Below are 25,976 nucleotides of genomic sequence, written 5' to 3' on the forward strand. Positions count from 1 at the left end.
ATTCATGACGACTCTTTCGGGCAAGACCGCACTGGTCACCGGCTCCACCAGCGGCATCGGTTTGGGCATCGCCCTGAGCCTGGCCAAGGCCGGCGCCAATCTGATTCTCAACGGTTTTGGCGATGCGTCGAGCGTGATCGCCGAAGTCGGCCAGTTCGGCGGCAAGGTCGGTCACCACCCAGCCGATGTCAGCGATCCGGCGCAGATCGCCGAGATGATCGCTTACGCCGAGCGTGAATTTGGCGGCGTCGACATTCTGGTCAACAACGCCGGGATCCAGCATGTCGCCGCCGTTGAGGAGTTCCCGGTAGAGCGCTGGGACTCGATCATCGCGATCAACCTGTCATCGGTGTTCCACAGCACCCGCCTCAGCTTGCCGGGGATGCGTGCCAAGGGTTGGGGACGAATCGTCAATATCGCTTCGGTGCATGGTCAGGTGGGTTCGACTGGCAAGGCTGCGTATGTTGCGGCCAAGCACGGCGTGATTGGTTTGACCAAAGTGGTCGGCCTCGAGACAGCTACCAGCAATGTCACCTGCAATGCGATCTGCCCGGGCTGGGTGCTGACGCCGCTGGTGCAGAAACAGATCGATGATCGTGCTGCCAAAGGGGTCGACCCGCAGCAGGCACAGCATGATCTGCTGGCGGAGAAGCAGCCGTCGCTGGAGTTCGTCACACCGCAGCATCTGGGGGAATTGGTGTTGTTTCTGTGCAGCGAGGCTGGAAGTCAGGTGCGGGGGGCGGCGTGGAATATTGATGGGGGGTGGTTGGCGCAATAGGTAGCGCAGGCCCCCTGTGGCGAGGGAGCTCGCTCCCGCTGGGTGGCGAAGCCGCCCCCGACAATTTACGACTGCTGCGCAGCCGATCGGGAGCAAGCTCCCTCGCCACAGAATTAAGTGCTGCACCCTGGCCTGCGTGCTTGAACAACAAAACAAGAGGCAAACCAATGTCCGACATCCTCTGGCAACCCGATGCCGAGCGTATCGCCCAATCGCGCATGGACAATTTCCGCCGCGCTATCAATCAGCGTCATGGCCTGGCCCTGAGCAGCTACACCGACCTGCACCGCTGGAGCGTGGATCAGCGCGAGGCGTTCTGGCAGGCGATCGTCGACTTCTTCGACATCCGCTTTCACACCCAGCCCGACGCCGTCCTGCGTGAAGGCGCGCAAATGCCCAGTGCCGAATGGTTTCCCGGTGCGACCCTGAACTTTGCCGAGCACTTGCTGCGCCGTCGTGACGATGCAGTCGCGGTGATTGCCGTGGCGGAAAACGGCCAGCGCGAACAGCTGACCTGGGCCGAACTGGCCGAGCAAGTCGCCGGTTTTCAGGCCAGCCTGATGGCCTGCGGAATCGGCCTCGGTGATCGGGTGGCCGCGTGCATGCCCAACACCTGGCAAACCCTGGTGGCGATGCTCGCGACCACCAGCCTCGGCGCGATCTGGTCGTGCTCGTCGCCGGACTTCGGCACCCACGGCGTGATCGACCGTTTCGGCCAGATCGAACCCAAGGTGTTGATCACCTGCGCCGGCTACCGTTACGCCGGCAAAGACATCGACCAGACCACCAAGGTCAACGAAATCCTCGCGCAACTGCCGTCGCTGCGGCAGTTGATCATCGTACCCTATGCCCGCGAACAGGCCCGTGCCGAGGAATACCACAGCCACGCCAACGTGACGTTGTGGGACGATTTTTACCAACCCGGCGGCGAACCGCGTTTTGTCCCGGTACCGTTCAATCATCCGTTGTACGTGCTGTATTCCAGTGGCACCACCGGCGTACCGAAATGCATCGTGCACAGCACCGGCGGCGTGCTGCTGCAGCATGCCAAGGAGCACGGACTGCACGTCGATCTCGGCCTCGGTGACCGGTTGTTCTACTACACCACTTGCGGCTGGATGATGTGGAACTGGCTGGTCTCGGCGCTCGCGGTCGGCAGCGCGGTGGTGCTGTATGACGGCTCGCCGTTTCACCCCGGGAATGAGCGACTGCTGGATCTGATCGACGACGAGCGCATCAGCGTATTCGGCACCAGCCCGAAATTTCTCGCAACACTGGAAAGCAGCGGCTTGAAGCCTGCGCACAGCCATGATCTGAGTAGCCTGAAGACCTTGCTCTGTACCGGTTCCGCGCTGTCGCCGCAGAGTTATGACTTCGTTTACCGCGACGTCAAGCGCGATGTGTGCCTGGCGTCGATGTCGGGCGGCACCGATGTGGTGTCGTGCTTTGTCAACGGCAACCCGCTGTCGGCGGTGCGTCGGGGCGAAATCATGGGCAAGAGCCTGGGCATGGCGGTTGAGGTGTGGAACGACGCCGGCGTTGCCGTGACCGACGAAAAAGGCGAGCTGGTCTGCACCCGGCACTTCCCGGCCATGCCCATCGGCCTGTGGCACGACCCTGACGGCGAAAAACTGCGTAAATCCTATTTCAGCTTGTTCCCCGGCGTCTGGGCCCAGGGTGATTACGCTGAGCAGCTGCCTCACGGCGGGATGCTGATCCATGGCCGCTCCGACGCCGTGCTCAACCCCGGCGGCGTGCGCATCGGCACGGCGGAAATCTATCGTCAGGTCGAGAAAGTCCCGCAGGTGCTGGACAGCGTGGCGATCGGGCAGCAATGGCAGGACGACGTGCGGGTGGTGCTGTTTGTGCGCCTGCAGGACGGTGTTGCGCTGGATGACGAACTGCAACAGCAGATCCGCCAGGTGATCCGCGCCAACACCACACCGCGCCATGTGCCGGCGAAGATCGTCGCGGTGACCGATATTCCGCGCACCATCAGCGGCAAGGTGGTGGAACTCGGGGTGCGCAATGTGGTGCACGGTGAGCCGGTGAAAAATACCGATGCGCTGGCCAATCCCGAGGCCTTGGAGCAGTTCCGCAATCGCCCGGAGTTATCGGATTAGCACGCCATCCCCTTGTGGGAGCGGGCTTGCTCGCGAAGGCAATCTGTCAGTCGATAACAATGTGACTGACCAACCGCTTTCGCGAGCAAGCCCGCTCCCACAGGGGTGGGGTGTTAATCCATCAGGCCCCAATCGCCTGATGTAGTGGGCGCGGGCGCCGGGCCCGCCTCGGCATGAAGTTTCAGGCGCAGGCGCAGGTTGTTCTGCGAATCCGCATGCTTGAGCGCTTCGTCTTCGCTGATCACGCCCTCCACCACCAGCCCGTAAAGCGCGGCGTCGAAGGTCTGCATGCCGACCTCGCCTGACTTTTCCATGATGCCCTTGAGTTCGCCCAACTCGTTGCGGCGGATCAGGTCGGCGATGGTGGGCGTGCCGAGCATCACTTCGACCGCCGCCCGGCGCTGGCCGTCCACAGTGCGCACCAGCCGTTGCGAGACAAACGCCTTGAGATTGTTGCCCAGCGCGTGCAGCAACTGCGGTCGGCGCTCTTCGGGGAACAGATTGACGATACGGTCCAGCGCCTGATTGGCGTTGTGCGCATGCAACGTCGACAGCACCAGGTGCCCGGTGTCGGCGAATGTCAGCGCATGTTCCATGGTCTCGCGGTCGCGGATTTCGCCGATCAGCACCACGTCCGGGGCCTGACGCAGAGTGTTTTTCAGCGCTGCATGGAAACTGCGGGTATCGACGCCGACTTCGCGTTGATTGATGATCGAGCGCTGGTGTCGATGGATATACTCCACCGGGTCTTCAATGGTGATGATGTGCCCGCTGCTGTGGCGGTTACGGTGATCGATCAGCGCTGCCAGCGAGGTGGACTTGCCGGAGTCGGTGGCACCGACGAACAGGATCAGCCCCTGTTTGAGCATCACCGTTTCCAGCAGCACTGGCGGCAGTTTGAGGTCTTCGAAACGCGGGATATCGAGTTTGACGTTGCGGATCACGATCGACACGTCATTGCGTTGTTTGAAGATGTTCACCCGAAAACGCCCGATACCGGTACGGGAAATCGCCAGGTTCATTTCCAGTTCCCGATCGAACTCGCGCCGCTGCTCGGCGTCCATCAAGGAGTTAGCGATGGCCTCGACCTCACCGGGCTTGAACGGCCGCTCGCTGAACGGCGTCAGCACGCCATCGATGCGCGCACTGGGTGGCGCTCCCGTGGACAGGAACAGGTCAGAGCCGTGCTGGCTCGACAGACGGAGCAACAGTGCATCGATTTCCATGGCAAAAAACACCCGCGAAGCTTTCAATGAACAGAAATGACCCGCTGTCGTGACGTAACGGGTCATACAGCGTCTACCGCAAGTGCAAGAATAGTAGATGCCAACGCACTGACCGACGCTCAGGATAGATGTGATGAACGCAGCACCCTCCCCCGATGACGCCCAAGCCCTGATCGCCCGTACCGACTGGAGCCGCACTCCGTTGGGCGCTTCAGGCACCTGGCCGCAAAGCCTGCGCACCGCGGTGGACATCGTGATTCACTCGCCGATGCCAATGCTGTTGTTGTGGGGGCCGCAGCTCACGCAGATCTACAACAATGGCTTTGCGATGCTCGCCGGCAGTAAGCATCCGCACGCTTTCGGACAGCCTGCACACCTGATATGGCCAGAACTTCAGGACTTTACCGACCCGATTTATCGAGCCGTCCTACAAGGCCAGGTGCGCACCTACAGCGAACGCCGATTTACCCTGCAACGCGAAGGCATAGAGTCCGACTTCTGGCTGGACCTGACCTACAGTCCGATCCGCGATGAAAATGCGCAAGTGGCGGGGATTCTGGTAACGGCCATCGAAACCAACGAACGCCGGCGCATCGCCCTCGAACTGCAACGCCGTTCCGAAGAAAGCCTCAAGGCCCAGCGCGACACGGAAGAACGCCTGCAACTGGCGCTGGCCGCCACCGACGCGGTCGGCACCTGGGACTGGGACATCGGCGAAGATCGTTTCATCGCCGACGCGCATTTCGCCCAGTTGCACGGCATCGATCCGGCGCAGGCCAGCCAGCTGCCGATCAGCGACTACCTGCAAGGCGTGCATCCCGAAGACCGCGCCTTGATCGCCCGCAGCATCAAGCATTGCATCACCCACGGCACCGAGTACGCCGAGGAATATCGCCTGCTGAAAGCCGACGGCGAACTGCGCTGGGTGTTTGCCCGCGGCCGCTGTTACAAGGATCACCATGGACGACCGGTGCGCTTCCTCGGTGCCGCACTGGACCTGACCGAACGCAAGCACACCGAGCAGGCGCTGCGTCAGAGCCAGACGGAATTGCAACTGATCATCAACGCGATGCCGATCCTCATCAGTTATGTCGACCACGAAGAACGCTTCCGTCTGAACAACGCCGCCTATCTGGACTGGTACGGCCTCACGCCGCAGGAACTGTATGGGCGCACCATTCGCGAGGTGATCGGCGAAGAGGCCTACTTTCTCCGCGCGCCATACATTGCCGAGGCGCTGGCTGGGCGACCCTGTTCGTTCAGCCTGTACACCCCGCACCGTGACGGCAGCAGCCGTCACGCGCTGATGAACTACCTGCCGCGCCACGGTGCCGATGGCGCGGTCAACGGTTTCTACATTTTTGTGATCGACGAAAGCGAACGGAAGAAGACCGAAGAAGCGCTGCGCAATCTCAATGAAACCCTCGAAGAACGGGTCAGCGCCCGCACCGAACAACTGGCCCAGGCCAATCAGCGCCTGCAAAACGAGATGTTCGAACGCGAGCGCGCCGAAGATGCGTTGCGCCATGCGCAGAAAATGGAAGCGGTCGGTCAGCTCACCGGCGGTATCGCCCACGACTTCAACAACATGCTCACCGGAATCATCGGCAGCCTCGATCTGATGCAACGCTATATCGCCGACGGCCGCGCCCATGAAATCGGGCGTTTCACCGAGGCGGCGGTGTCGTCGGCCAACCGTGCGGCGGCGCTGACCCATCGCCTGCTGGCGTTCTCGCGCCGGCAGTCGCTGGACCGCAAAACCCTCAACGTCAATGAACTGATTCATTCGCTGGAAGATTTGATCCGCCGCACCAAAGGCGACCCGATCGAACTCACGCTGCGGCTGGCCGACGATGTGTGGCCGATCAGTACCGACGTCAGTCAACTGGAAAACGCCCTGCTCAACCTGGTGATCAACGCCCGCGATGCGATGCCCGATGGCGGTGAGCTGCTGATCGAAACCGCCAACGTCTACCTCGACGGCAACGACATCACCACCCTCGAACCGGTCAAGGCCGGCGACTACCTGATGCTGGCGGTCAGCGACAACGGCACCGGCATGACCCCGTCGGTGCGCGCCAAGGCGTTCGATCCGTTCTTCACCACCAAACCGATCGGCCAGGGCACCGGGCTGGGACTGTCGATGATTTATGGTTTCGCTCAGCAATCGGGTGGCCATGTCAGCCTCGACAGCCTGCCGGATCACGGCACTTGCGTGCGCTTGTACCTGCCGCGCCTGAACCTGCTGGAGCCCGAACATCCGCTGGTGGAGCCGACCAGCACTGCGCCAACCGCCACCTGTGGCGAAACCGTGGTGGTGGTTGAAGATGACCCGGCGGTGCGCATGCTGGTGCTCGATCTGCTCAAGGAGCTGGGTTACCTCGCCCACGAAGCCGCCGACGCCAGCGCCGCCCTGCCGCTGCTGGAATCGGAGCTGCGGGTGGATCTGCTGGTGACCGACGTCGGCCTGCCGGGAATGAACGGCCGGCAACTGGCGGAAATAGCTCGCCAGCATCGCCCGGGCCTGAAAGTGCTGTTCATGACCGGTTACGCGCAGAAAGCCGCCGAGCGTCAGGGCTTTCTCGAGGATGGCATGGACATGGTGGCCAAGCCGTTTTCGATTGAAGTGCTGGCGAACAAGATCCGCGAGATGATCAACCAAACGCCGTCACTTGAGGCATAATCCCGCGCCCCGCCGTCACCCCGTTACAGGTATCGCACGATGAAAGCCCAAGCCCGCCACATTCTGGTGAAAACCGCCGAAGAGGCCGAACAACTCAAGCAACGCATTGCCAAGGGCGAAGCGTTCGATGTGCTGGCGAAGAAATACTCGACCTGCCCGTCCGGCAAACGTGGCGGTGATCTGGGTGAAGTGCGGCCGGGGCAGATGGTCGGTGCGATTGATGCGGTGATCTTCAAGAAGCCGCTGCGTACGGTGCACGGGCCGATCAAGAGCAAGTTCGGCTATCACCTGGTGCAGGTGTTTTTCCGCGACTGAGTGTTGGCTTCAGGGCCTCTTCGCGAGCAAGCCCGCTCCCACAGTCTGGAATGCGGCCCCCTGTGGGAGCGGGCTTGCTCGCGAACCGATTGCGCAGCAAACGGCCATCCACCGCTTACCTGGGAATCAACGCCCCCGGCACCTGAATCACCCGACTCGCCAGCCAATGCCCCGCCTCCGCCGCCTCGACCGGACTGCCCCCCAGCAACCGCCTCGCCAGATACGCTGCACTGAACGAGTCCCCCGCCGCCGTGGTATCCACAACTTTGGCGACCTTCTGCGCCGGCACTTCGAACGCCTCGCCCTCACAACGAATCAGGCACGCCTCGGCACCACGCTTGAGCACCACTTCCGGCGTGCCGATCTGCGCGTACGCCTCGAACACCGCGTCGCAATCGGCAAAATGGAACAGCGCCTGTTCGTCATCGACGGTCAGCAACGCCAGATCGACATGCGGCAACACGCTGCGATAGGCCGCCCGCGCCTCTTCCTGTGAGGCCCACAGCCGCGGTCGATAGTTGTTGTCGAAGACGATCCGCGCATCGCGTTGGCGCGCTTCGATCAGGGTCTGGATCAAGCGTTCGCGGCCCTTCGCGCCTAACACCGCGAGGGTGATGCCGCTGAAATACAGCACGTCGTAGTCCGCCAGCGCCGCCAGAATCGGCTCGGCGGCCGGCGTGGTGAAGCAATCGCGCACCGCCGCTTCATTGCGCCAGTAGAGGAAACGCCGCTCCCCGTTGGCGTCGGTCTGGATGCAGTACAGGCCCGGCAAGCGACCGGGCAGACGCTGCACCATGTCCAGGCCAATGCCTTCATCGGCCCAATTCTGGCACATGGCATCGCTGAAGCTGTCGTCGCCGAGCGCGGTGACGTAATCGACCCGGGCCTTGTCGCCGAGAGCGCGGGACAGGTACACCGCGGTGTTCAAGGTATCGCCGCCGAAGCTTTGCTGCAGGCTGCCGTCGGCACGGTGCTGGAGTTCGATCATGCACTCGCCGATCAGGGCGATGCGCGGAGTGTTCGGGCCCAGGGGGCTGAGGCTGGTCATCTTGTGCAGTCTCTGTTGATTCGCGGATGTCTGGACTGGCGCCTTCGCGAGCAAGCTCGCTCCCACAATTTGGAATGCATTCCCTTGTGGGAGCGAGCTTGCTCGCGAATGGCCACGACTCGGTCTGAAGCCTTAGAAACAAGTCTCCATGCTCTCGATCACCGCCAACTGCTCATCCACCAGCAACCCCACCCGCCACTTGTCGAACGTCAGACACGGGTGCGAGGTGCCAAACGAAATGATGTCGCCCACCCGCAACTCAACCCCCGCTGCCACGCTCATGAACGCATGCTGGTCCATCACCGCCGTCACCTTGCACGCGCCGACATCGTCGCCCACCGCTGGCAACACACCGGCCTTGTAACGCAACAACGGCACCGGCAGGCCGGCATCGAACGCCACGTCGCGCTTGCCGAGGGCGATCACCGCAAAACCCGGCTCCGGCATCGACTGTACATGCGCCCAGACTTCCAGCGCCGGACGCAGGCCTTCGTGCAGATCGCTGCGACGATCCAGCACGCAGCATTGCGCTTCCTTGTAGATGCCATGGTCATGCGCCACATAACTGCCCGGACGCAACACACTCAGGAAGCGCCCGCCGGCGTTCTGCGTTTCGAACGACTCGGCGATCAGGTCGTACCACGCCGAACCCGAGGCGGTGATGATCGGCTTGGCGATGGCAAACGCGCCGCTGTCCTGCAACTGCACCGCCAGACGCACCAGCGACGCGGCGAATTCGCGAATGCCGCTGACCGCGTGATCGCCGTGGATCACCCCTTCGTAACCTTCGATACCGGTCAGGGCCAGCGCCGGTTGCGCGTTGATCGCCTGAGCCAGCGCGATGACTTCCTGCTCGCTGCGGCAACCGCAACGGCCACCGATCACGCCGTATTCGATCATCACGTTCAACTTCACTCCACGCGAGGCGAAGTAGGCGCCAAGATCGGCGACGTTATCCGGGTGATCGACCATGCAGTAGAAATCGAAATCCGCATCGGCCAGCAGATCGGCAATCAATGCCATGTTCGGCGTGCCGACCAGTTGGTTGGCCATCAGCACCCGGCGTACGCCATGCGCGTAAGCGGCGCGGGTCTGGGTGGCGCTGGCGAGGGTGATGCCCCAGGCGCCGGCGTCGAGCTGACGCTGGAACAGCGCCGGGGTCATGCTGGTCTTGCCGTGGGGCGCAAGCTCGGCACCGCTGTCGCTGACGAATTTCTGCATCCAGCGAATGTTGTGCTCCAGCGCCTCGCGGTGCAGCACCAGCGCCGGCAGGCTGACGTCACGCACAAGTTGCGCGCCAATCGCAGCGGCGCCCTTTTCCACAGCGGTATTGATGGCAGTCGTCATGGTAAAACTCCTCGCATTCAGTCGCGGCCGCAGGCAGCCGCGGTTATTCGTTGATACGCCGGGCGAGGCTGTTCGCGCTCTCGATCAGCACCCGGCGATAGTCGTCGTAATTGTTCTTCGCGTCGGCCCGTGGGGCGACGATGCACAGAGTGCAGATGGCCACGCCGCTGGGGTCTTTGACCGGGGCGGCAAAGCAATGGGTGAAGGTGTCGGCGACGCTGTCGAACGAGAAGAAGCCATCGATGCCGGCTTGACGGATTTCCGCCAGAAAACGTTCCAGCGGCAGGCGTTCGCCGTCGGGCAGGATGTAATCGTCTTCGTCGATCAGGTCGATGATCTGCTGGTCGCTCAGATGCGCGAGCAACAGGCGTCCTGAAGCCGTCCACGGGATCGGTGCATTTTCGCCGATGTCGGACGAAATGCGAAAATGCCGCTCGCCTTCCTTCATCAGTGCCACCGTGTATTTGCGCCCGTTGAGCAGGCACATCTGCGCGGTTTCCCGGGTCTGGCTGACGATCTCCTGCAAGGCGTGATCGGCCTCGCGACTGAGGTCGAAATGGCGTAGGTGCGCCTGCCCGAGGAAGTACAACTGGCGCCCCAGATAGACGTGACCGTCCTTGCCCACCGGCTCCAGAATCCGTCGCTCCAGCAGTGACGCCACCAGTTCGTAGACCGTGGATTTCGGGCTGCCGATACCGTTGGCGATGTCGTTCGGACGCAGCGGCTGGCCGATCTCCTTGAGGAAATCGAGGATATCGAACGCCCGGTCCAGACCACGGGCCCGGCGTTTGATGGTGTCTTCGGTCATGTCAGTGGTTCCCATAAAAAGTGCCGGGATGGTAACTGGCCTGAGGTGTTGTGTCAGTTGGATCGAGGCCCTCACCCCCCGCCCTCTCCCGGAGGTAGAGGGAGCCTGACCGTATCGATGTAAATGTAAGCGTCATACGCGAAATTCGCATCGATACAGATCAGTCCCCTCTCCCTCCGGGAGAGGGTTAGGGTGAGGGGTAGCCATCACTCAAACCTTTTTCTTGTAAGCAATACAGTCGATCTCGACCTTGCAATCGACCATCATGCTCGCCTGCACACAGGCCCGCGCCGGGGCGTGTTCAGGTTTGAAGTACTCGCCGAAGACCTTGTTGAAACTGCTGAAATCCCGCGGATCGTCCAGCCATACGCCGGCACGCACCACATCTTCCAGGCCATAACCGGCCTCTTCGAGAATCGCGATCAGGTTCTTCATGGTCTGGTGGGTCTGTTCGACGATGCCGCCAACGATGATCTCGCCATCCACCGCCGGCACCTGGCCGGATACGTGCAGCCAGCCATCCGCCTCAACGGCGCGCGCGAAGGGACGTGGCTGACCGCCAGCGGCGGTGCTGCCGGTGCCGTATCGAGTAATGCTCATGGGTACTTCTCCTGATGACAAAACAAAAAATTAGAACCGCGTGCTCTTGAGAAACTCGGCCAGACGCGGCGATTGCGGGCGTTCGAACAGTTCCTTGGGCGGCCCCTGCTCTTCGATCCGCCCCTGATTCATGAAAACGATCTTGTCCGAGACCTCGAAGGCGAAACGCATTTCGTGGGTCACCAGCAACATGGTCATGCCGTCTTCGGCCAGGCCCTTGATCACGTTCAACACCTCACCGACCAGCTCCGGATCGAGGGCCGAGGTGACTTCGTCGAACAGCATCAGGCTGGGGTTCATCGCAATCGCCCGGGCAATCGCCACGCGCTGTTGCTGACCGCCGGACAACTGCCCGGGAAAGTGATTGCGCCGCTCCAGCAGGCCGACCCGCTCCAGCCATTTTTCGGCCAGCACCACGGCTTCGTCCTTGTGCATTTTCTTCACCTTGAGCAGACCGAGGGTGACGTTCTGCAAGGCGGTCAGGTGCGGGAACAGGTTGAATTGCTGGAAGGCCATGCCAGTCATCGCGCGATGGCGGGCGATGACTTTTTCCGCGTGACGCACGCGTTTGCCACCGACCTCGTCATAGCCGATGGACTCGCCGTCGAGCAGGATCTGCCCGCCCTGGAACTCTTCGAGCATGTTCACGCAGCGCAGCAACGTGGTCTTGCCCGAACCGCTGGAGCCGATCAGCGTTACGACGTTGCCGCGCTGCATGCTCAGGTCGACACCCTTGAGCACTTCGACCGCACCGTACTGCTTGTGCAGGCCACGGATGTCCAGCAGCGGCTGACCGTTCTGAACGTTGGAAACTTGAGCTTGAGTCATGGCAGGGCCACCCGCTTTTCAATGTGCCGGCCGAGTAATTCGATGCCGTAGTTGATGACGAAGAACAGAAAACCGGCGAACAGGTAGAACTCCAGAGTCATGAAGGTCCTGGCGATGATCTGTTGGGTGCTGAGCAACAATTCGGCGACGCCGATCACCGAGAGCAGGGTCGAGGCCTTGACGATTTCGGTGGACGAGTTGACCCAGGTCGGCAGGATCTGCCGCAACGCCTGGGGCAACAGCACGTAACCGAGGGATTGATAAAACGTCAGGCCGATCGCCTTGCTCGCTTCCATCTGCCCGCGTGGCAAGGCCTGCAAGGCGCCGCGCACAATCTCGGCAACGTGCGAGCCGCAAAACAGCGTCAGGCCCAACGCACCCGCCTGAAACGCGCTGATCTGCCAGCCCAGCGCTGGCGCCATATAGAAGCAGGCCAGCACCAGCACAAACACCGGCGTGCCGCGAATCAGGTCGACGTAAAAGCGGAACGGCGCGCGCATCCAGAACTTGCCGTAGGTCAGCACCAGTCCGGTGACAACCCCGAGCAGCGTGCCGAACAGAATCGCCAGCGCCGACACCTGCACACTGGTCAGGAACCCTTGCAGCAACGTCTCGCGTGCCACCCATAATTCATGCAACCAACTGGGAGATTCGTACATCGCAGCCTCCTATCGGCGAATCGCCAGACGCTGCTCGAGGTACCGCAGCAGCATGGCAATGAGGTAACAGGCCGCGACATACAACGCCGTGGTCACCAGCCAGGTTTCGATCACCCGGTAGCTCTCGACGTTGATCTTGCGCGCGTAATAGGTCAGCTCCGGCACCGCAATCGCGGCGGCCAGCGAGGTGTCCTTGAACAGCGAGATAAAGTTGTTCGACAGCGCCGGCAGCACGTTGCGCAGCATCACCGGCACCGTGACGTAGGCCTTGACCTGCCATTCACCGAGACCGATTGCCAGCCCCGCCTCGCGCTGGCCTTTGGGGATGCTCAGCAAGCCGCCACGGAACACTTCGGTCAGATAGGCGCCCGCATACAGCGACAAGGTGATGATGAACGACGGGATCTTGTCCAGGCGGATCCCCAGGCTCGGCAAGGCAAAGTAGATCAACAGAATCAACACCAGAATCGGCGTGTTACGCACCACCGTGACGTACACCGAGGCCAGCACCCGCAAGGCGCGACGCTTCGAGAGCAAGGCAAACGCCATCAGCAGGCCGATCACGCAGCCGATGGCGATCGACACCAGCGCCAGTTCAAGGCCCAGACCGAGCCCCGCCAGCAAGGTGTCGAAATCGCGCCACACGGCGGCAAAGTTCAACTGATAGTTCATGGTCAGCAGTACCTTGAGCGGGGCGATTGAGGCGCCCCGCTCTCACGGGGTCATTTGAATTCGACTGGGAAACCGATGGCCGGGGACGGCAGATCCACTCCGAACCACTGCTTGAAGGATGCTGCGTAAGTCGGGAACTCGACGCCGGTCATGGCTTCATGCAGCACGGTGTTAACGAAATTCAGCCAGTCCTGATCGCCACGTTTGACGGCGCAAGCGTAGGTCTGTGGGCTCCACGCGTAGGTCGGGCTGCGGTAGCGGCCGGGGTTCTGCACCATCAGGTATTTGACCGAAGACTGGTCGGTGGCTGCCGCGTCGGCGCGACCGGAGTTCACCGCCTGATACATCAGGTCGACGCTGTCGTACTGATCAACCTTGGCCTTGGGCAGTGCCTGATGCACCAGTTCTTCGGCATAGACGTTTTGCAGCACAGCCACGGTAACGCTATCACCGGCAGCCTGCAGATCTTCGATTTCCTTGTATTTGCTGTTGGCCGGCAGCAGCAGACCGACACCTTCGCGGTAGTACGGCAGGGTGAATGCCACTTGCTGAGCGCGGCTCGCGGTAACGGTGATGAACTGGCAACTCATGTCGACCTTGTCGGTCAGCAGATTGGGAATTCGCGCATCGGACGACTGCACCACAAACTCGACCTTGTTCGGATCATTGAACAAGCCCTTGGCTACCATCCTGGCGATGTCGATATCAAAGCCCTGCAACTTGCCGTCCGCACCTTGAAAGTGCCACGGCGCATTGGTGCTGCCGGTGCCGACAATCAACTTGCCACGGGCCAGAACACTGTCGAGCTTGCTGTCGGCTGCCTGGGCCATGCCCATGACAGCGGACGAAGCCGCAAGAACAAAAACACACGCTTTGAACAACGAAGGACGGCGATGCATGGCAAGCACTCCAGGATGATGTTTATTCCGCTATACCGGAACACGGTTTGTTACTACGGAATAGACAGCAGAAAGTGTGCCACAGCTCGCGGACGAAATCGCCCGTATGTGGAACTTCAAGTTATTCAGCTGGTTAGCTAACGAGACATCTGGCACGCAGAGGCGCCGCTTTTGGACAATTCAGCGATCGTGTGGGTAGTAACGTCACATTCAAGTGCAGCGATGCGCGTATTCGATGCACGGAGAGCTTTCGCAAGGTCTCTTTTTTCGAATTGCCGTTTGTCGGATTTCAACCTCTACCTGTCAGAGTTGACAGTTGTTTCCAACGGATCCCGGAGGCCTACTGAAGTCTCTGCTCAGCAGAAACATCAATAACCGAACAAGGATGAGTGAAATGGCTAATTTGATTAAAAACGGTGACTTTTCCCAGCAAGGTGCTCATTGGAGCGCGTCCGAGGCGGACAAAGTTCATTATGAAAACGGCGATTGCGTTATTGCTTCTCCTGCATTTATCAGTCAGGAGGTGCCCACGCCAGACGGTGATGGTGGGACATTCATGTTATCCGCGCGGATGAAGACCAACCCGGGGGCAGCGGGTCGTATCACGGTGCAGGCTCACCCGACGGGTGATCCAGTTTCACTTAATGTCGGGGGCGGGCAAAGCTGGGAAGTTCTTTCCAAGAAGTTTAAGGCCAATAACGCGACTATCAAGTTCGTAGTCAAACTGGAAGCCAACGATGGAGAAAACGGCAAGCCTGGCTCGTATTTCGGTGATGTAACGCTTTCCAAATTGAGCTGACACAACGTTTCAAGTTGATGAGCGGGTCATCGCCAATGATGACTCGCTTTTTCAATCTCTCGATCGCGTCGTCGATGAAGCGAGAAAAGGAGCTAATCGTGAGCCTGAATGTCCCCCTCTCCGCTTTGTCGCCTGTCTACCGCAAAGCCCTGAAAACCTCGCGTCCGGTGATCCTGTACTTCGCCAACGAACACTGTCCTGCCTGCGAATAGGCTGGGCCGGTGTTTCGTGAGGTGGCCGAGCCGTATCGGCTCCGGGCGAACATTTACATGCTCAACACCACTGAGGCGCCGCGCCATCCACTGGTCACCGGCACCCCGACCGTGCTGTTCTACAAGAACGGCAAACTCATGAAGAAGCTCAAGGGCATCGGCACTGAAGAAACATTAAGTGAAGATTTCGCCCGGCACGTCGGCAAAACCAAAGCGCCAGCTGTCATCCGCCCACCACGGCATGATCTGGCCTGGCTGCGGCGCACCTTGCGCACGCTCTGCACCGTCCCCCGCGCACATCGATGGAACTTTTCCTGAAAGTGCCACCTAAGAGCCATCAACCGATGGCACTTTCGTTCCAAATTATCGGTAACAAACAAGCCTCGGGCCGGATTGGACAAGCTCCATTCCGGCTGCTTTTCTTTTATTTCTCGGCAAGCGAACACAGGCGTCAGGTGATTTAGCCCGGCGTTGCCATGTCCCAGGAGGGATCAATGTCTTTCAAAGTCATGATGGTTTTCGGTACTCGTCCGGAGGCCATCAAAATGGCCCCCCTGGCCAGGGTTCTGCGCCAGTGGCCCGACATCCAACTGAACATCTGCTCCACCGGCCAGCACCGCGAGATGCTCGCCCAGGTGCTCGACGCCTTTGAACTGACGCTCGACGAAGACCTGCAGGTGATGACCCAGGGTCAGACCATCAACGGTCTCTCGCAGAACCTGCTCGGACAACTCGATCAAGCCTACGAACGCGTCAAGCCGGACATCGTGCTGGTACACGGCGACACCACCACCAGCTTCATCGCCGCCCTCGCTGCGTTCAATCGTCAGCTACCCATCGGCCACGTCGAAGCAGGCTTACGCACCGGCAACCTGCGCGCACCATGGCCTGAAGAGGCGAATCGACGCTTGACCGGCGTGATTGCCGACCTGCATTTCCCGCCCACCTCCAAGACCGCCGCCAACCTGCTTCGCGAAGGTGTGCCCGAGGACAACATCGAAATCACCGGCAATACCGTGATCGATGCCTTGCTGTGGATGCGCGATCACCAGCAGCAAACCAACTGGCATCCAGCCGCCGACTCGCCGTTGGCTGTCCTCGATGATCAGCGCCGGATGATCCTGATCACCAGCCATCGGCGGGAAAACATCGGCGATGGTTTCCGCAATATCTGCCAGGCATTGGCAGAGCTGGCCGAGCGTTATCCCGACGTTCAGTTCGTTTACCCGGTGCACCTCAACCCGCTGGTGCAGGAAGTGGTGTACGGCACGCTCTCGGACAAACCCAACATCTATCTGATCGCCCCGCAGGACTACCCGAACTTCGTGTGGCTGATGGGCCGAGCGCATTTCATCCTCACCGATTCCGGCGGCGTGCAGGAGGAAGCTCCGGCCATCGGCAAACCTCTACTGGTGCTGCGCGATGTGACCGAACGGCCATCCGTGCTGGAAAGCGGCACCATGCTGCTGGTGGGAACCGACAAGTCCCGCATCGTCAAAGAAGCCAGCCAGTTGCTGGACGACCAGGACACCTACACCCGGATGAGCCGCGTGCACTTCCCGTACGGCGACGGCCACGCCAGCGAACTCATTGCCACTCGCCTTCATGCCTGGCTGAGTGCTCGCTCGGCGGTGGGTAGCGACGTATGAGTCTGGGTTGGGTCGACTTCTTTGCGTATGTGCTGTTTGGTCTTAAATATGTGGCGATTGCCCTCGCCCTGTTGATGTTCATCCTTGGTCTGGATGACCTGTTCATCGACTTGGTCTACTGGTTCCGCAAGCTGATCCGGCGCTGGCGGATTTACGAAAAATTCGAGCGCGCGGACGAACAACGTCTCTACACCATCCCCGAAAAACCGCTGGCAATCATGGTGCCGGCGTGGAACGAGGTTGGCGTGGTGGGTGAAATGGCGCGCCTGGCGGCCTCGACCATCGACTACGAGAACTATCAGATTTTCGTCGGCACCTATCCCAACGACGCCGAAACCCAGGCCGACGTCGACGCGGTCTGCCAACACTATCCGAACGTGCACAAAGTGGTCTGCGCCCGCCCCGGCCCGACCAGCAAGGCCGATTGCCTGAACAACATCATCGACGCGATCCTGCGTTTTGAAAGCGAGGCGAAAATCCAGTTCGCCGGGTTCATCCTGCACGACGCCGAAGACGTGATTTCGCCGATGGAGTTGCGCCTCTTCAACTACCTGCTGCCAAACAAGGATCTGATCCAGATTCCGGTCTACCCCTACGCACCTGAGTGGAAAGGTTTTACTGCTGGCCACTATGTCGACGAATTCGCCGAGAACCACGGCAAGGACGTCATCGTCCGTGAAGCCCTGACCGGTCAGGTACCCAGCGCCGGGGTCGGCACTTGCTTCAGTCGAAAAGCCATCAGCGCCCTGCTCGAAGACGGTGACGGTATCGCGTTCGATGTACAGAGTCTCACCGAGGATTACGACATCGGCTTCCGCCTCAAGCAGAAAGGCATGAAGTGCATTTTTGCCCGTTACTCGGTCAGCGATCCGAAGCTGGCACTGGAGCAACCGTGGGTGTTCGGCATGAACCGCGAATTCTCCCAGGTGATCTGCGTGCGCGAGCACTTTCCCCGCGATCTGCAACACGCGATCCGGCAAAAGTCGCGCTGGATCGTCGGCATCGTGTTCCAAGGCACCAAGAACCTCGGCTGGAGCCGCAAGGGCCTGCTCAACTACTTCCTGTGGCGTGACCGTCGCGGCCTGATCGCCTATATGTTGAGTTTTCTGGTCAACCTGCTGTTCGTCGTCCTGATCGCGATGTGGCTGATCACCGTGATTTCCCCCGAATCGTGGCGTTATCCATCGATTCTCTCCGACAGTTCGCTGCTCTCGGCGTTGCTTTGGCTCAACGGCTTCATGCTGCTCAATCGCCTGTTCCAGCGTGGCTGGTTCGTCACCCGCTATTACGGGCTGATCGAAGGCCTGCTCTCGGCGCCACGAATGATGTGGAGCAACTTCGTCAACTTCTTCGCCAACGTACGGGCCCTGCGTCAGGTCATGGCGATGGGCGACTCGCGACGCGTGGCGTGGGACAAGACCACCCACGAATTCCCGGCATTGACCAAGGCGCAACGCACGCCGCTGGGTCATCGTCTGGTGGAAAAAGGCCTGCTCACGGAGGAACAACTGGAAGCGGCGATCACCAGCCCGGTGCGTCGGCGTCTGGGTCGCGAGCTGCTGTTGCGTGAGTACATCAACAGCACCCAACTGGTACAGGAACTCGCCGAGCAGCTGGAACTGGAATGGGCACCGCTCAATCCGTTCAAGCTCGACCAGCGCCTGATCGACGCCGTGCCACGCCGGGTCGCTTCGCACTACGGCGTACTGCCGGTCGCCGAGGAAGGCGACACTCTGGTGCTCGCCTCCGAAGGCCCGGTCAGTCAGGTATCGCTCGGTGCGATCAGCCGTCAATTGAAACGCCCGGTGCGCTGCCGACTGGCACCGCAGGGCCGGGTCACGCTGGGGATTCGCTACTGGTACGCCAGCCCCCGGCAAAGTGAGGAAGTGCGTCATATGCTGCAAGTGCTTGAGCGCCATCAGGACGATGAAGACCTGCTGGAACGCGTCAGTCGCCATCAGGTACTGCTCGGCAACCTGCTGCAGGTGCGCGGCATGGTTCCGCCGACTCTGTTCAATCAGGCGTTGATCGATTTCGATGCGGAACACATGTCCCTCGGCGAACACCTGATTTCCCGCGGCATGATCACTCAGGAAGTTCTCCAGCAAGCCCTGGCCGATCAGGCCAGTGAACAACAAGCGGCTTACCGCATCGTCCGGGAGGTCGCATGAAACCAGTACATCGTCACACTTTAGTGATGGGCAGCCTGCTGCTCGGCCTGAGCAGCGCCTACCCGCTGCAAGCCGCGCCACTGAGCGATTTCGAACAGTTTCGCAGCTATCCCTACATGGACCGCAGCTATCGGGAAGCGAAGAAAGGCAACTGGAAAGAAGTCGAACGCCTGATGCGCCACCTGCTGGAGAAGGTTCCAAAAAATGATGAAGCTCGGGCGCTGCTGGTGGACGCCCTGGCCAAACAACGCCGTTACAAGGACGCCGTCGAAGCGTTGCCGGAACGCGACAGCGCAGCCACTCTCGACCTGCGCCTGACCTGGATCGAACAGGATCCGCCGAGCAGCACCCAGGTCGAGCAATGGATGGCGACCAGCGATCTGAACGACCGTGTGCGTCTGTGGCAGGCCTACAGTTTGAGCCTGGCCAAATTCGGTGGTGCGGCCAAGGCCCACGACTGGCTGGCGCAACTGGCGCCCAGGGGCGATGACAACATCCTGCGTCTGGCCCGCGCCAACTGGTCTGAGCAACTGCGTGACTGGAGTGGCACCATCGATCAGTTGGCCCCCCTCGCGGCACGCAAGCAACTGGATGCCGAAGGCTGGCAACGTCTGGCCAACGCTTACGTGCAGCGTCTGGACGAAAAACCGTTGCAGCAACTGCTGCAACAGGCACCAAGCCCTGACGCCGCGCGCAAGGTACGTCTGGCGATGGTCGATCGCGCCATTGCCATGGGCCACGATCAACAGGCTCAGCGCTGGTTGCAGTCATTGCCCGCTGCGGATTTGGCGGATCCGACACAACGCCAGCGGCTGTGGGAACTGGCCCGGCAGACCGACGATGTGCCTACCGTGCAGCGCCTGAGCAACGACCTGCAGCGCCCCTGCCTGGAAACCGTCGACTGGCTGTCGCGCCACGATCCTGAAGCAGCGCTGACGCAGTTACGCAGTTGCCAGCCAACCGACGATCCACAAGCGTGGCTGGTACTCGCTCAGCGCCTGCAAGCCACCGATCTGATGCAAAGCACGACCTTGCCACAGCCCTGGGAAAACCGGCGACAGGCACAACTGCTCGATGTCTGGCAGGAACAGGGGCAGAGCAGCAAAGTCATGGTCTGGCTTGCGGGGCAAGAGCAGACTCCAGCGGTGGTCAAGCGTCGCGCGCAACTGGCCCAGTCCATGGGGCGCCGTACCGAAGAACAAACGCTGTGGGAATACCACTATCGTCAGACCGGAGATCTGGCTTCGCTGAATCAGGCCAGTTTCCTCGCTCTCAGCAGCGGTGATCGTGCTCACGCGCAGGAACTGCTGGAAAACGCCTATGACCGCTTCGGTGGTCGCCTGCCGGGCACCGCCCTGCAGCGTCTGGCCGGAATCTACGCGTCATCCAAAGACACCACGCCCGCGCAACAGCGGCGGATGGCATCGCTGATCAGCCAGATCGACGGCGCCAGCCGTGGCCAACTGCTTGCGCAACTGGCGGAAAACGGTCAGTGCGATGTCGTGCAGCAAGCAATTGGCAGCCACCCGCAGGCCGCCGGCGATTATCGTGCGCTCGGCCGCTGTGCAATGCCGGACCGCCCCGGTGAAGCGGTGGTTTATTACCAACAGGCAGAAGGGCTCGGCGACCGCGGCAGCCGTCTGCCACTGGCCTATGCGCTGGAGGCCGCTGGTGACTCCGCTGGTGCCTTGGCGATCTGGCGCAGCATTCCCGTCGCCGAACTCAGCGACAACGCACGTCTGACCGCCAGCCGCAGTGCGCTGAATGCCGGTGATAGCCAGACTGCCGAGGGTTACTGGCAGCAAAGCGCAACTCGCGGCGCCAATGAATGGGCACTCGGCGCAGCGATTGCCGATGCCCGTGGCGACCACGCCCAGGCGTTGCAGCGCCAACGTCAGGCTTTGCAGCAAGCACCGGATGCCGGGCATTTCTATGCCGCTTCCGTCACTGCACAAAAGGCTGGCGACTTGCCGCAAAGCAATGCCTGGCTGGCGGAAGCGGTACGTCGCGATCCGAACAACCCGCGTTATCGCGCCGATTACGGTATGCGCCTGTCCGGCGCGCCGACTCGCGAAGAACGCGCCCGGGCGATTCCGTACCTGCAGCAGGCGACCCGGGATTTCCCCGAGGATTATCGTCTCGGCGAAACCCTGGCCTGGCGCTATGACGAAGTCGAGGACAGCGCCTCGGCGCGCAAGGAATTGCGCCGAATAATCGATCTGGAACAAAACCCGGTAGCCGCCGAAGATGAAGACGGCAGCATGGAAGCCCGGCGCTATCGCCAGCGTCGCGCCCACGAAACGCTCTCACGGCGCGACAGTTTCACCCTCGCCAGCACCTGGTCGCCAGCCGGTGTTTCGACCAACGATTTCCTGCGTGACGACAACACCAAGGGCTCACGCCGCAGCGCCAGTTCGCAGAACGTGCAAGTGGCGATGTGGGACCACGCACTGGGTGAAGAACCCAGCCGCGCGGGAAGCACGCTGTCGGTCTACGGGCGGGTTTTGCTCGGTGGTCAGAGTCGCTCCAGCTACGCCGAGTCCGCCGCAGCGGGTGTCGGCCTGCGCTACAAACCGTGGGGCACGCAGAACATCAACCTCTACGCCGAGATCTACAAGCAGAGCCAGTTCGATGATCAGGACAATCATGGCCTGAGCCTCGGGCAGATGATCAACCCGCATAAATTCTCGGATCAGCTCGACGATCATCGTCAGGACGGCCACACCACTACCGATTACCTGCTGCGCGCCACGGCCTCGTTCCTCGATCAGGGCCAGTACCGCAACGATTGGCGTGTCGATGAAAGCGACTGGGATGAGCGCTTTCTCTATCTTGATGCCGCATGGTGGACCAAGGCTGGCGATCACCAGTGGTTGTCGCGTTTCCAGCAGGGTCATGCGTGGAAGCTGCCGTCCAACGCCGCACAGACGATCATGCCGTATGGCTTCCTCGAATTTGCCAGCCAGGACCCGAGCAACGACTGGCGTCAGGACCTGCGCACCGGTGTCGGTCTGCGCTGGCAATGGTGGTATGACGATGACCGCTACAACGCTTACCGTTCAAAACTGACAGTGCGCACCGAGTACCAGCAATCGCTGGGCGGCAATCTGTATGACGCCGGCAACGGTGTGCTGCTGGGCGTGGAGTGGAATTTCTGATGGCGCGCTGGATACTGTTTTTCTGCCTGATGCTGGGCGCAGTTGTGGCGCGTGCTGACGAGCGCGTGTTTTATCAACCGCTGAATGTCGACGCCAGCCTCAGTCAGGCGCAGTGGCAACAAATCTGGCAAGACACCGCCCGCCAAGGCATCAGCACAGTGATCGTGCAGTGGACCGCTTATGGCGATTCGGACTTTGGCGGCGCCAGTGGCTGGCTCGCCAACAGCCTGAAACTGGCTCGGGAACAGGGTTTGCAACTGGTGCTCGGGCTGAAGATGGATCCGGCCTACTACCAGCGTATCGACGAACTGGATACCGCCGGGCTCGCCACCTACTGGCAGGCACAGTTGGGTCAGTCACTGGCGCAACAGCAAACACTGCGCAAGGACTGGAAATTGCCTGTCAGTGGCTGGTATTTGCCGATGGAACTGGATGACTTCCACTTCCTGGCGGCCGATCGCCGAGCCACGTTGCAACGACAGCTCAAGGCTTTCGCCGGCAAGCTCGACGCACCGCTGCACATCAGTGCGTTCAGCGCCGGCAAACTCGCACCGACGGTCAACGGGCAATGGCTGGGCGAGCTGAGTGGCGCCGATGTTCAGGTGTGGTGGCAGGATGGTGCAGGCACGGGCAAATTGTCACCGCTGGTGCGCAATGGCTATGCCAGCGCTCTGCCCTGCTCCGTGGGTATTGTGCGCGAGGCATTCCGTCAGGTCAGTGCCGAGGGCCAGCCGTTTCGTGCCGAACCTGCGCTGCCCGATGCGGCATCCACCGGCTGTCACGTCAGCGCTGTATTTTCCCTGCGTTACCGCCCTTGGGCTCGGGTGATCCTCGACAACCAGCGCAAACAGCAAGGCAGCAATGTACAGACTCATTGAAGAGCAGGTACAGAAGAAAACTGCGCCCGCCGAGTTGCGGGCCGAGTTCATCCAGCATGAATTCGAACGGCTGCACACGTTCAGTCTGCTGATCTACGCCGCGAGTTTCGCCATCTGGCTGGTGTTCGATCTGGTCGTCAGCTTCCTCGGAGAACAGGGATTCACCTGGCGCTCGATGGCCTTCATCACTTTTTTTCAACGTTGACCGTCGTCATGGGGTTCACCCACAAGACTCGCCATTTCGACGTGATCACGCTGCTGTTCGTACTGGGCCTGACGGTGGGCGTGCGGCTGATCATCACCGGCGTTCCACTCGCGGTTCACAGCTCATGGCTGGTACTCGCCGCGGCGAGCATGCTCTACAGCGTATCGGTGCTGCCACTGAGTCGCTGGGCATTTTTCGCGACGCAAGCCATCATCTGGCTGGTACTCAACCCGTTCATCAATACCCCCACTACCCTTATTGAACTCAGGGGCGTGATGACCGCCTGCTACAGCGTGTTTCTCTGCTCGTTGACGATTTACACCTTCCTCAAACTGCGTGAGGCCAAGCTCTACAACTACATCATGTCCAGGCTGCTGCTGGATCAGGCCTATAACGACACGCTGACCGAAATCCCCAACCGCCGATCGTTCATGACCGTCGCGCAAAACCACCTGAAAACAGTTCCCCGCCAGCATGACCATTACCTGGCGATGATCGACATCGACAACTTCAAAAAAGTGAATGATGTGTACGGTCACGACATTGGTGATGAAGTGCTGAAGCGCGTGGCAGCCGATATCAAAACGGTGATGGCGCAGCACGATTTCGCTCGTCTGGGTGGCGAGGAGTTTGCAATTTATCTGGCGGGTGTGCGGCGCGAGGATGTCGAGGCGCTGGCTGGCGAGTTGTGCCGGGTGGTTCGCGAGCAACCGACACAGCACCCGGTCACGATCAGCATGGGTGTGGCCCGGGTGGAGGATGGCGATACCTTGAATCAGGCACTGGTCAAGGCGGATGACGCGTTGTATGAGTCAAAGCATACGGGCAAGGATCGCTTCACTTTTCACCAGTGATTTTGTGGCGCGGGACAGATTGCATTCGCGAGCAGGCTCGCTCCCACTCTGGAACACATTCCACAGTGGGAGCGAGCCTGCTCGCGAAAGAAGCGCTCAAGGATTACGCGACGTCACGCACCAGCAACACCCGCGTCACCCGTCGTTCTTCCACGGCAACCACGGTCATTTGCCAGCCTTCGTACTGCAGGCGATCACCCTTCATCGGCAAGCGATCCAGCAGGCTCATCACCAGCCCCGCCAACGTCTGATAGTCCTCGGTTGGCTGCGCACCAAAACCCGTGCGTTCTCGCACGCGCATCAGGTTCAGTGCGCCGCTGACGACAAACCCGCCCTGCTCTTCGATCACATCCGGACCCTCGATTTCGCTGGCATCGGGCAATTCGCCGGCAATCGATTCGAGGATATCGGTCATGGTCAACACGCCGACGAAGTCACCGAACTCGTTGACCACGAAAGCGATGTGAGTCGACGCCGCACGCATCTGCTCCAGCGCATTGAGGATCGAATAGCTGTCTAGCAGGTTGATGGTCTTGCGCGCCAAATGCTCCAGGTTCGGCTCGGCACCGGCCAGGTATTCCTTGAGCAGTTCCTTTTTGTGCACGAAGCCCAAGGGCTCATCCACCGCGCCGTTGCGAATCAGCGGCAGACGTGAATACGACGAATGCATCAATTTCGTGCGAATCGTCTCGGCGTCGTCGGCCAGATCGATGGTGTCGACGTCGGCGCGCACGGTCATCAAGTTCCGAATCGGACGTTCGGCCAGTTGCAGCACGCCACTGATCATCACTCGCTCGCGGCGGTCGAACAGCTCCGCGCTCGGTGCTTCGCCGTCATCCAGCAGGTCGGAGATTTCCTCGCCGACCTCCTCCACTTCCAACTTGCGCCCGCCCAGCAGGCGCATCACCGCATGGGCCGTACGCTCACGTATGGGGCGCAGGCCTTGCATCGAACGTTTGCGCCGGGCCCGGGCAATCTGGTTGAACACCTCGATCAGGATCGAGAAACCAATCGCCGCGTACAGATAGCCTTTCGGGATGTGGAAGCCCAAGCCTTCGGCCGTCAGGGCAAAACCGATCATCATCAAGAAGCCCAGACACAGCATGATCACCGTCGGGTGCGCGTTGACGAAGCGGGTCAACGGCTTGCTGGCGACGATCATCAGACCGATGGAAATGATCACCGCGATCATCATCACCGCCAGTTCATCCACCATGCCGACGGCGGTGATTACCGCGTCCAGCGAGAACACCGCGTCGAGCACCACGATCTGCGCCACAATTGGCCAGAACAGCGCGTAAGCGGCGTTACTCGAGCGCTGGCCGACATGGCCTTCGAGTCGTTCGTGCAGCTCCATCGTCGCCTTGAACAGCAGGAACACACCACCGAACAGCATAATCAGGTCACGGCCGGAGAAGCTCTTGTCGAATACCTCGAACAACGGCTGCGTGAGGGTGACCAGCCAGGAAATACTCGCCAACAGGCCCAGGCGCATGATCAGCGCCAGCGACAGGCCGATGATCCGCGCGCGATCGCGCTGATGCGGCGGCAGTTTGTCCGCCAGGATTGCGATAAACACCAGGTTGTCGATACCCAGCACCAGTTCCAGCACGATCAAAGTCAACAAGCCTAACCAGGCCGTGGGATCCGCTAACCATTCCATAAAATGTCTTGATCTCTCTTCAGTGAATTCAGGCTGCCGGGCACGGCAAAGTGCAACGCGAAGGCTCTGATGCCGCGTTGTCAACGATAGTCGGGAGTCGGAAAACCGGATGCTGCGAGTGCGTCAAGACCGCGCCATGGCGCGAAGAGAAAGTACGACTGGGAGGCTCCGAGAGGGTGTTCATGCAAATCCTGAATGAAAAATGGCCTTGGAGCGTACAGGCTCAGGGCACATTTTCTACAGTGGCAAATCATTTCAAAATCTGTAAGAGCACAAGAAATGTGTTTTTCCTGTTGGCCCTTTCGCGAGTAAGCCCGCTCCCACAGGGGTTATTCGTCGGACGCAAGCTCTGAGTTCAAAGAGGGCCAATGTGGGAGCGGGCTTGCTCGCGAAGGGTTCAT

The 25,976-nt window shown here is 60.7% G+C and carries 19 protein-coding genes and 2 pseudogenes; 11 read left to right on the forward strand and 10 right to left on the reverse strand.

The window, feature by feature from the left end; translation table 11 throughout:
* Positions 1-4 precede the first annotated feature (4 nt).
* Together hbdH and V9L13_RS08095 are read left to right on the forward strand one after the other, a co-directional pair.
* The gene (gene hbdH, locus V9L13_RS08090; RefSeq protein ID WP_027612662.1) at positions 5-778 is read left to right on the forward strand and encodes a 3-hydroxybutyrate dehydrogenase; all 774 of its coding nucleotides are present in this window, start codon (positions 5-7) and stop codon (positions 776-778) included.
* 167 nt (positions 779-945) lie between these two features.
* Entirely contained in the window at positions 946-2,901 is a 1,956-nt protein-coding gene (locus V9L13_RS08095) for an acetoacetate--CoA ligase (RefSeq protein ID WP_338802126.1), read from the forward strand.
* 113 nt (positions 2,902-3,014) lie between these two features.
* Here the strand turns inward: V9L13_RS08095 and V9L13_RS08100 are convergent, their stop codons facing one another.
* The gene (locus tag V9L13_RS08100) at positions 3,015-4,127 is read right to left on the reverse strand and encodes a PilT/PilU family type 4a pilus ATPase (RefSeq protein WP_338802127.1); all 1,113 of its coding nucleotides are present in this window, start codon (positions 4,125-4,127) and stop codon (positions 3,015-3,017) included.
* A 133-nt stretch (positions 4,128-4,260) separates the two neighbouring features.
* Between V9L13_RS08100 and V9L13_RS08105 the strand changes: the two genes are divergently transcribed.
* Positions 4,261-6,810, forward strand: a complete 2,550-nt coding sequence (locus V9L13_RS08105; protein WP_338802128.1) for a PAS domain-containing protein — start codon at positions 4,261-4,263, stop codon at positions 6,808-6,810.
* Between the two features lie 39 nt (positions 6,811-6,849).
* Positions 6,850-7,125 (forward strand): peptidylprolyl isomerase, encoded by a 276-nt coding sequence (locus V9L13_RS08110; protein ID WP_003225447.1) that lies wholly within the window; start codon positions 6,850-6,852, stop codon positions 7,123-7,125.
* Positions 7,126-7,240: 115 nt separating this feature from the next.
* On the opposite strand, the gene V9L13_RS08115 is transcribed toward V9L13_RS08110, so the two are convergent.
* From V9L13_RS08115 to V9L13_RS08150, 8 genes are all read right to left on the reverse strand, one after another.
* Positions 7,241-8,173, reverse strand: coding sequence for a sugar kinase (locus tag V9L13_RS08115; protein ID WP_338802129.1), 933 nt, complete (start codon positions 8,171-8,173; stop codon positions 7,241-7,243).
* Between the two features lie 132 nt (positions 8,174-8,305).
* Entirely contained in the window at positions 8,306-9,520 is a 1,215-nt protein-coding gene (locus tag V9L13_RS08120) for an amino acid deaminase (RefSeq protein WP_338802130.1), read from the reverse strand.
* Between the two features lie 43 nt (positions 9,521-9,563).
* Entirely contained in the window at positions 9,564-10,328 is a 765-nt protein-coding gene (locus V9L13_RS08125) for an IclR family transcriptional regulator (RefSeq protein ID WP_027612656.1), read from the reverse strand.
* 210 nt (positions 10,329-10,538) lie between these two features.
* On the reverse strand, positions 10,539-10,928 hold the full coding sequence (locus V9L13_RS08130) for a RidA family protein (RefSeq protein WP_016984340.1): 390 nt from the start codon (positions 10,926-10,928) through the stop codon (positions 10,539-10,541).
* 30 nt (positions 10,929-10,958) lie between these two features.
* On the reverse strand, positions 10,959-11,756 hold the full coding sequence (locus tag V9L13_RS08135; RefSeq protein WP_103366947.1) for an amino acid ABC transporter ATP-binding protein: 798 nt from the start codon (positions 11,754-11,756) through the stop codon (positions 10,959-10,961).
* Positions 11,753-12,415, reverse strand: a complete 663-nt coding sequence (locus V9L13_RS08140) for an amino acid ABC transporter permease (protein WP_083368959.1) — start codon at positions 12,413-12,415, stop codon at positions 11,753-11,755. Before V9L13_RS08140 ends, V9L13_RS08135 begins: the two co-directional genes overlap by 4 nt.
* Positions 12,416-12,424: 9 nt before the next feature.
* Positions 12,425-13,087, reverse strand: a complete 663-nt coding sequence (locus V9L13_RS08145) for an amino acid ABC transporter permease (RefSeq protein WP_338802132.1) — start codon at positions 13,085-13,087, stop codon at positions 12,425-12,427.
* Positions 13,088-13,137: 50 nt separating this feature from the next.
* Entirely contained in the window at positions 13,138-13,986 is an 849-nt protein-coding gene (locus tag V9L13_RS08150; protein WP_003225457.1) for a transporter substrate-binding domain-containing protein, read from the reverse strand.
* Positions 13,987-14,380: 394 nt separating this feature from the next.
* Between V9L13_RS08150 and V9L13_RS08155 the strand changes: the two genes are divergently transcribed.
* The 7 genes and pseudogenes from V9L13_RS08155 to V9L13_RS08185 all read left to right on the forward strand — a co-directional run bounded on the left by V9L13_RS08155 (position 14,381) and on the right by V9L13_RS08185 (position 23,912).
* Positions 14,381-14,785 (forward strand): hypothetical protein, encoded by a 405-nt coding sequence (locus tag V9L13_RS08155; RefSeq protein ID WP_338802133.1) that lies wholly within the window; start codon positions 14,381-14,383, stop codon positions 14,783-14,785.
* Positions 14,786-14,859: 74 nt separating this feature from the next.
* Positions 14,860-15,315: pseudogene (locus tag V9L13_RS08160) on the forward strand (thioredoxin family protein).
* Between the two features lie 176 nt (positions 15,316-15,491).
* Positions 15,492-16,646, forward strand: coding sequence for a UDP-N-acetylglucosamine 2-epimerase (non-hydrolyzing) (wecB, locus tag V9L13_RS08165; protein WP_045122482.1), 1,155 nt, complete (start codon positions 15,492-15,494; stop codon positions 16,644-16,646).
* Positions 16,643-18,817, forward strand: a complete 2,175-nt coding sequence (gene nrfB / locus V9L13_RS08170) for a cyclic di-3',5'-guanylate-activated glycosyltransferase NrfB (protein WP_338802134.1) — start codon at positions 16,643-16,645, stop codon at positions 18,815-18,817. The genes wecB and nrfB overlap by 4 nt, the downstream gene beginning before the upstream one ends.
* On the forward strand, positions 18,814-21,975 hold the full coding sequence (locus V9L13_RS08175) for a phage receptor (RefSeq protein WP_338802135.1): 3,162 nt from the start codon (positions 18,814-18,816) through the stop codon (positions 21,973-21,975). Before nrfB ends, V9L13_RS08175 begins: the two co-directional genes overlap by 4 nt.
* Complete coding sequence (locus tag V9L13_RS08180; protein ID WP_338802136.1) at positions 21,975-22,853, forward strand: DUF4434 family protein; 879 nt, start codon at positions 21,975-21,977, stop codon at positions 22,851-22,853. The genes V9L13_RS08175 and V9L13_RS08180 overlap by 1 nt, the downstream gene beginning before the upstream one ends.
* Positions 22,837-23,912 (forward strand): annotated as a pseudogene (locus V9L13_RS08185) (GGDEF domain-containing protein). Before V9L13_RS08180 ends, V9L13_RS08185 begins: the two are co-directional and overlap by 17 nt.
* 103 nt (positions 23,913-24,015) lie before the next feature.
* On the opposite strand, the gene V9L13_RS08190 reads toward V9L13_RS08185, so the two are convergent.
* Positions 24,016-25,575, reverse strand: coding sequence for a TerC family protein (locus tag V9L13_RS08190; RefSeq protein ID WP_338802137.1), 1,560 nt, complete (start codon positions 25,573-25,575; stop codon positions 24,016-24,018).
* Positions 25,576-25,976 lie beyond the last annotated feature (401 nt).

Source organism: Pseudomonas sp. RSB 5.4 (assembly GCF_037126175.1).
Lineage (GTDB): Bacteria > Pseudomonadota > Gammaproteobacteria > Pseudomonadales > Pseudomonadaceae > Aquipseudomonas > Aquipseudomonas fluorescens_H.

Bases quoted from the DNA above. Each gene is read 5' to 3' on its own strand.
- hbdH (WP_027612662.1), top strand. From the start codon at position 5: ATGACGACTCTTTCGGGCAAGACCGCACTGGTCACCGGCTCCACCAGC.
- V9L13_RS08095 (WP_338802126.1), top strand. From the start codon at position 946: ATGTCCGACATCCTCTGGCAACCCGATGCCGAGCGTATCGCCCAATCG.
- V9L13_RS08100 (WP_338802127.1), bottom strand. From the start codon at position 4,127: ATGGAAATCGATGCACTGTTGCTCCGTCTGTCGAGCCAGCACGGCTCT.
- V9L13_RS08105 (WP_338802128.1), top strand. From the start codon at position 4,261: ATGAACGCAGCACCCTCCCCCGATGACGCCCAAGCCCTGATCGCCCGT.
- V9L13_RS08110 (WP_003225447.1), top strand. From the start codon at position 6,850: ATGAAAGCCCAAGCCCGCCACATTCTGGTGAAAACCGCCGAAGAGGCC.
- V9L13_RS08115 (WP_338802129.1), bottom strand. From the start codon at position 8,173: ATGACCAGCCTCAGCCCCCTGGGCCCGAACACTCCGCGCATCGCCCTG.
- V9L13_RS08120 (WP_338802130.1), bottom strand. From the start codon at position 9,520: ATGACGACTGCCATCAATACCGCTGTGGAAAAGGGCGCCGCTGCGATT.
- V9L13_RS08125 (WP_027612656.1), bottom strand. From the start codon at position 10,328: ATGACCGAAGACACCATCAAACGCCGGGCCCGTGGTCTGGACCGGGCG.
- V9L13_RS08130 (WP_016984340.1), bottom strand. From the start codon at position 10,928: ATGAGCATTACTCGATACGGCACCGGCAGCACCGCCGCTGGCGGTCAG.
- V9L13_RS08135 (WP_103366947.1), bottom strand. From the start codon at position 11,756: ATGACTCAAGCTCAAGTTTCCAACGTTCAGAACGGTCAGCCGCTGCTG.
- V9L13_RS08140 (WP_083368959.1), bottom strand. From the start codon at position 12,415: ATGTACGAATCTCCCAGTTGGTTGCATGAATTATGGGTGGCACGCGAG.
- V9L13_RS08145 (WP_338802132.1), bottom strand. From the start codon at position 13,087: ATGAACTATCAGTTGAACTTTGCCGCCGTGTGGCGCGATTTCGACACC.
- V9L13_RS08150 (WP_003225457.1), bottom strand. From the start codon at position 13,986: ATGCATCGCCGTCCTTCGTTGTTCAAAGCGTGTGTTTTTGTTCTTGCG.
- V9L13_RS08155 (WP_338802133.1), top strand. From the start codon at position 14,381: ATGGCTAATTTGATTAAAAACGGTGACTTTTCCCAGCAAGGTGCTCAT.
- wecB (WP_045122482.1), top strand. From the start codon at position 15,492: ATGTCTTTCAAAGTCATGATGGTTTTCGGTACTCGTCCGGAGGCCATC.
- nrfB (WP_338802134.1), top strand. From the start codon at position 16,643: ATGAGTCTGGGTTGGGTCGACTTCTTTGCGTATGTGCTGTTTGGTCTT.
- V9L13_RS08175 (WP_338802135.1), top strand. From the start codon at position 18,814: ATGAAACCAGTACATCGTCACACTTTAGTGATGGGCAGCCTGCTGCTC.
- V9L13_RS08180 (WP_338802136.1), top strand. From the start codon at position 21,975: ATGGCGCGCTGGATACTGTTTTTCTGCCTGATGCTGGGCGCAGTTGTG.
- V9L13_RS08190 (WP_338802137.1), bottom strand. From the start codon at position 25,575: ATGGAATGGTTAGCGGATCCCACGGCCTGGTTAGGCTTGTTGACTTTG.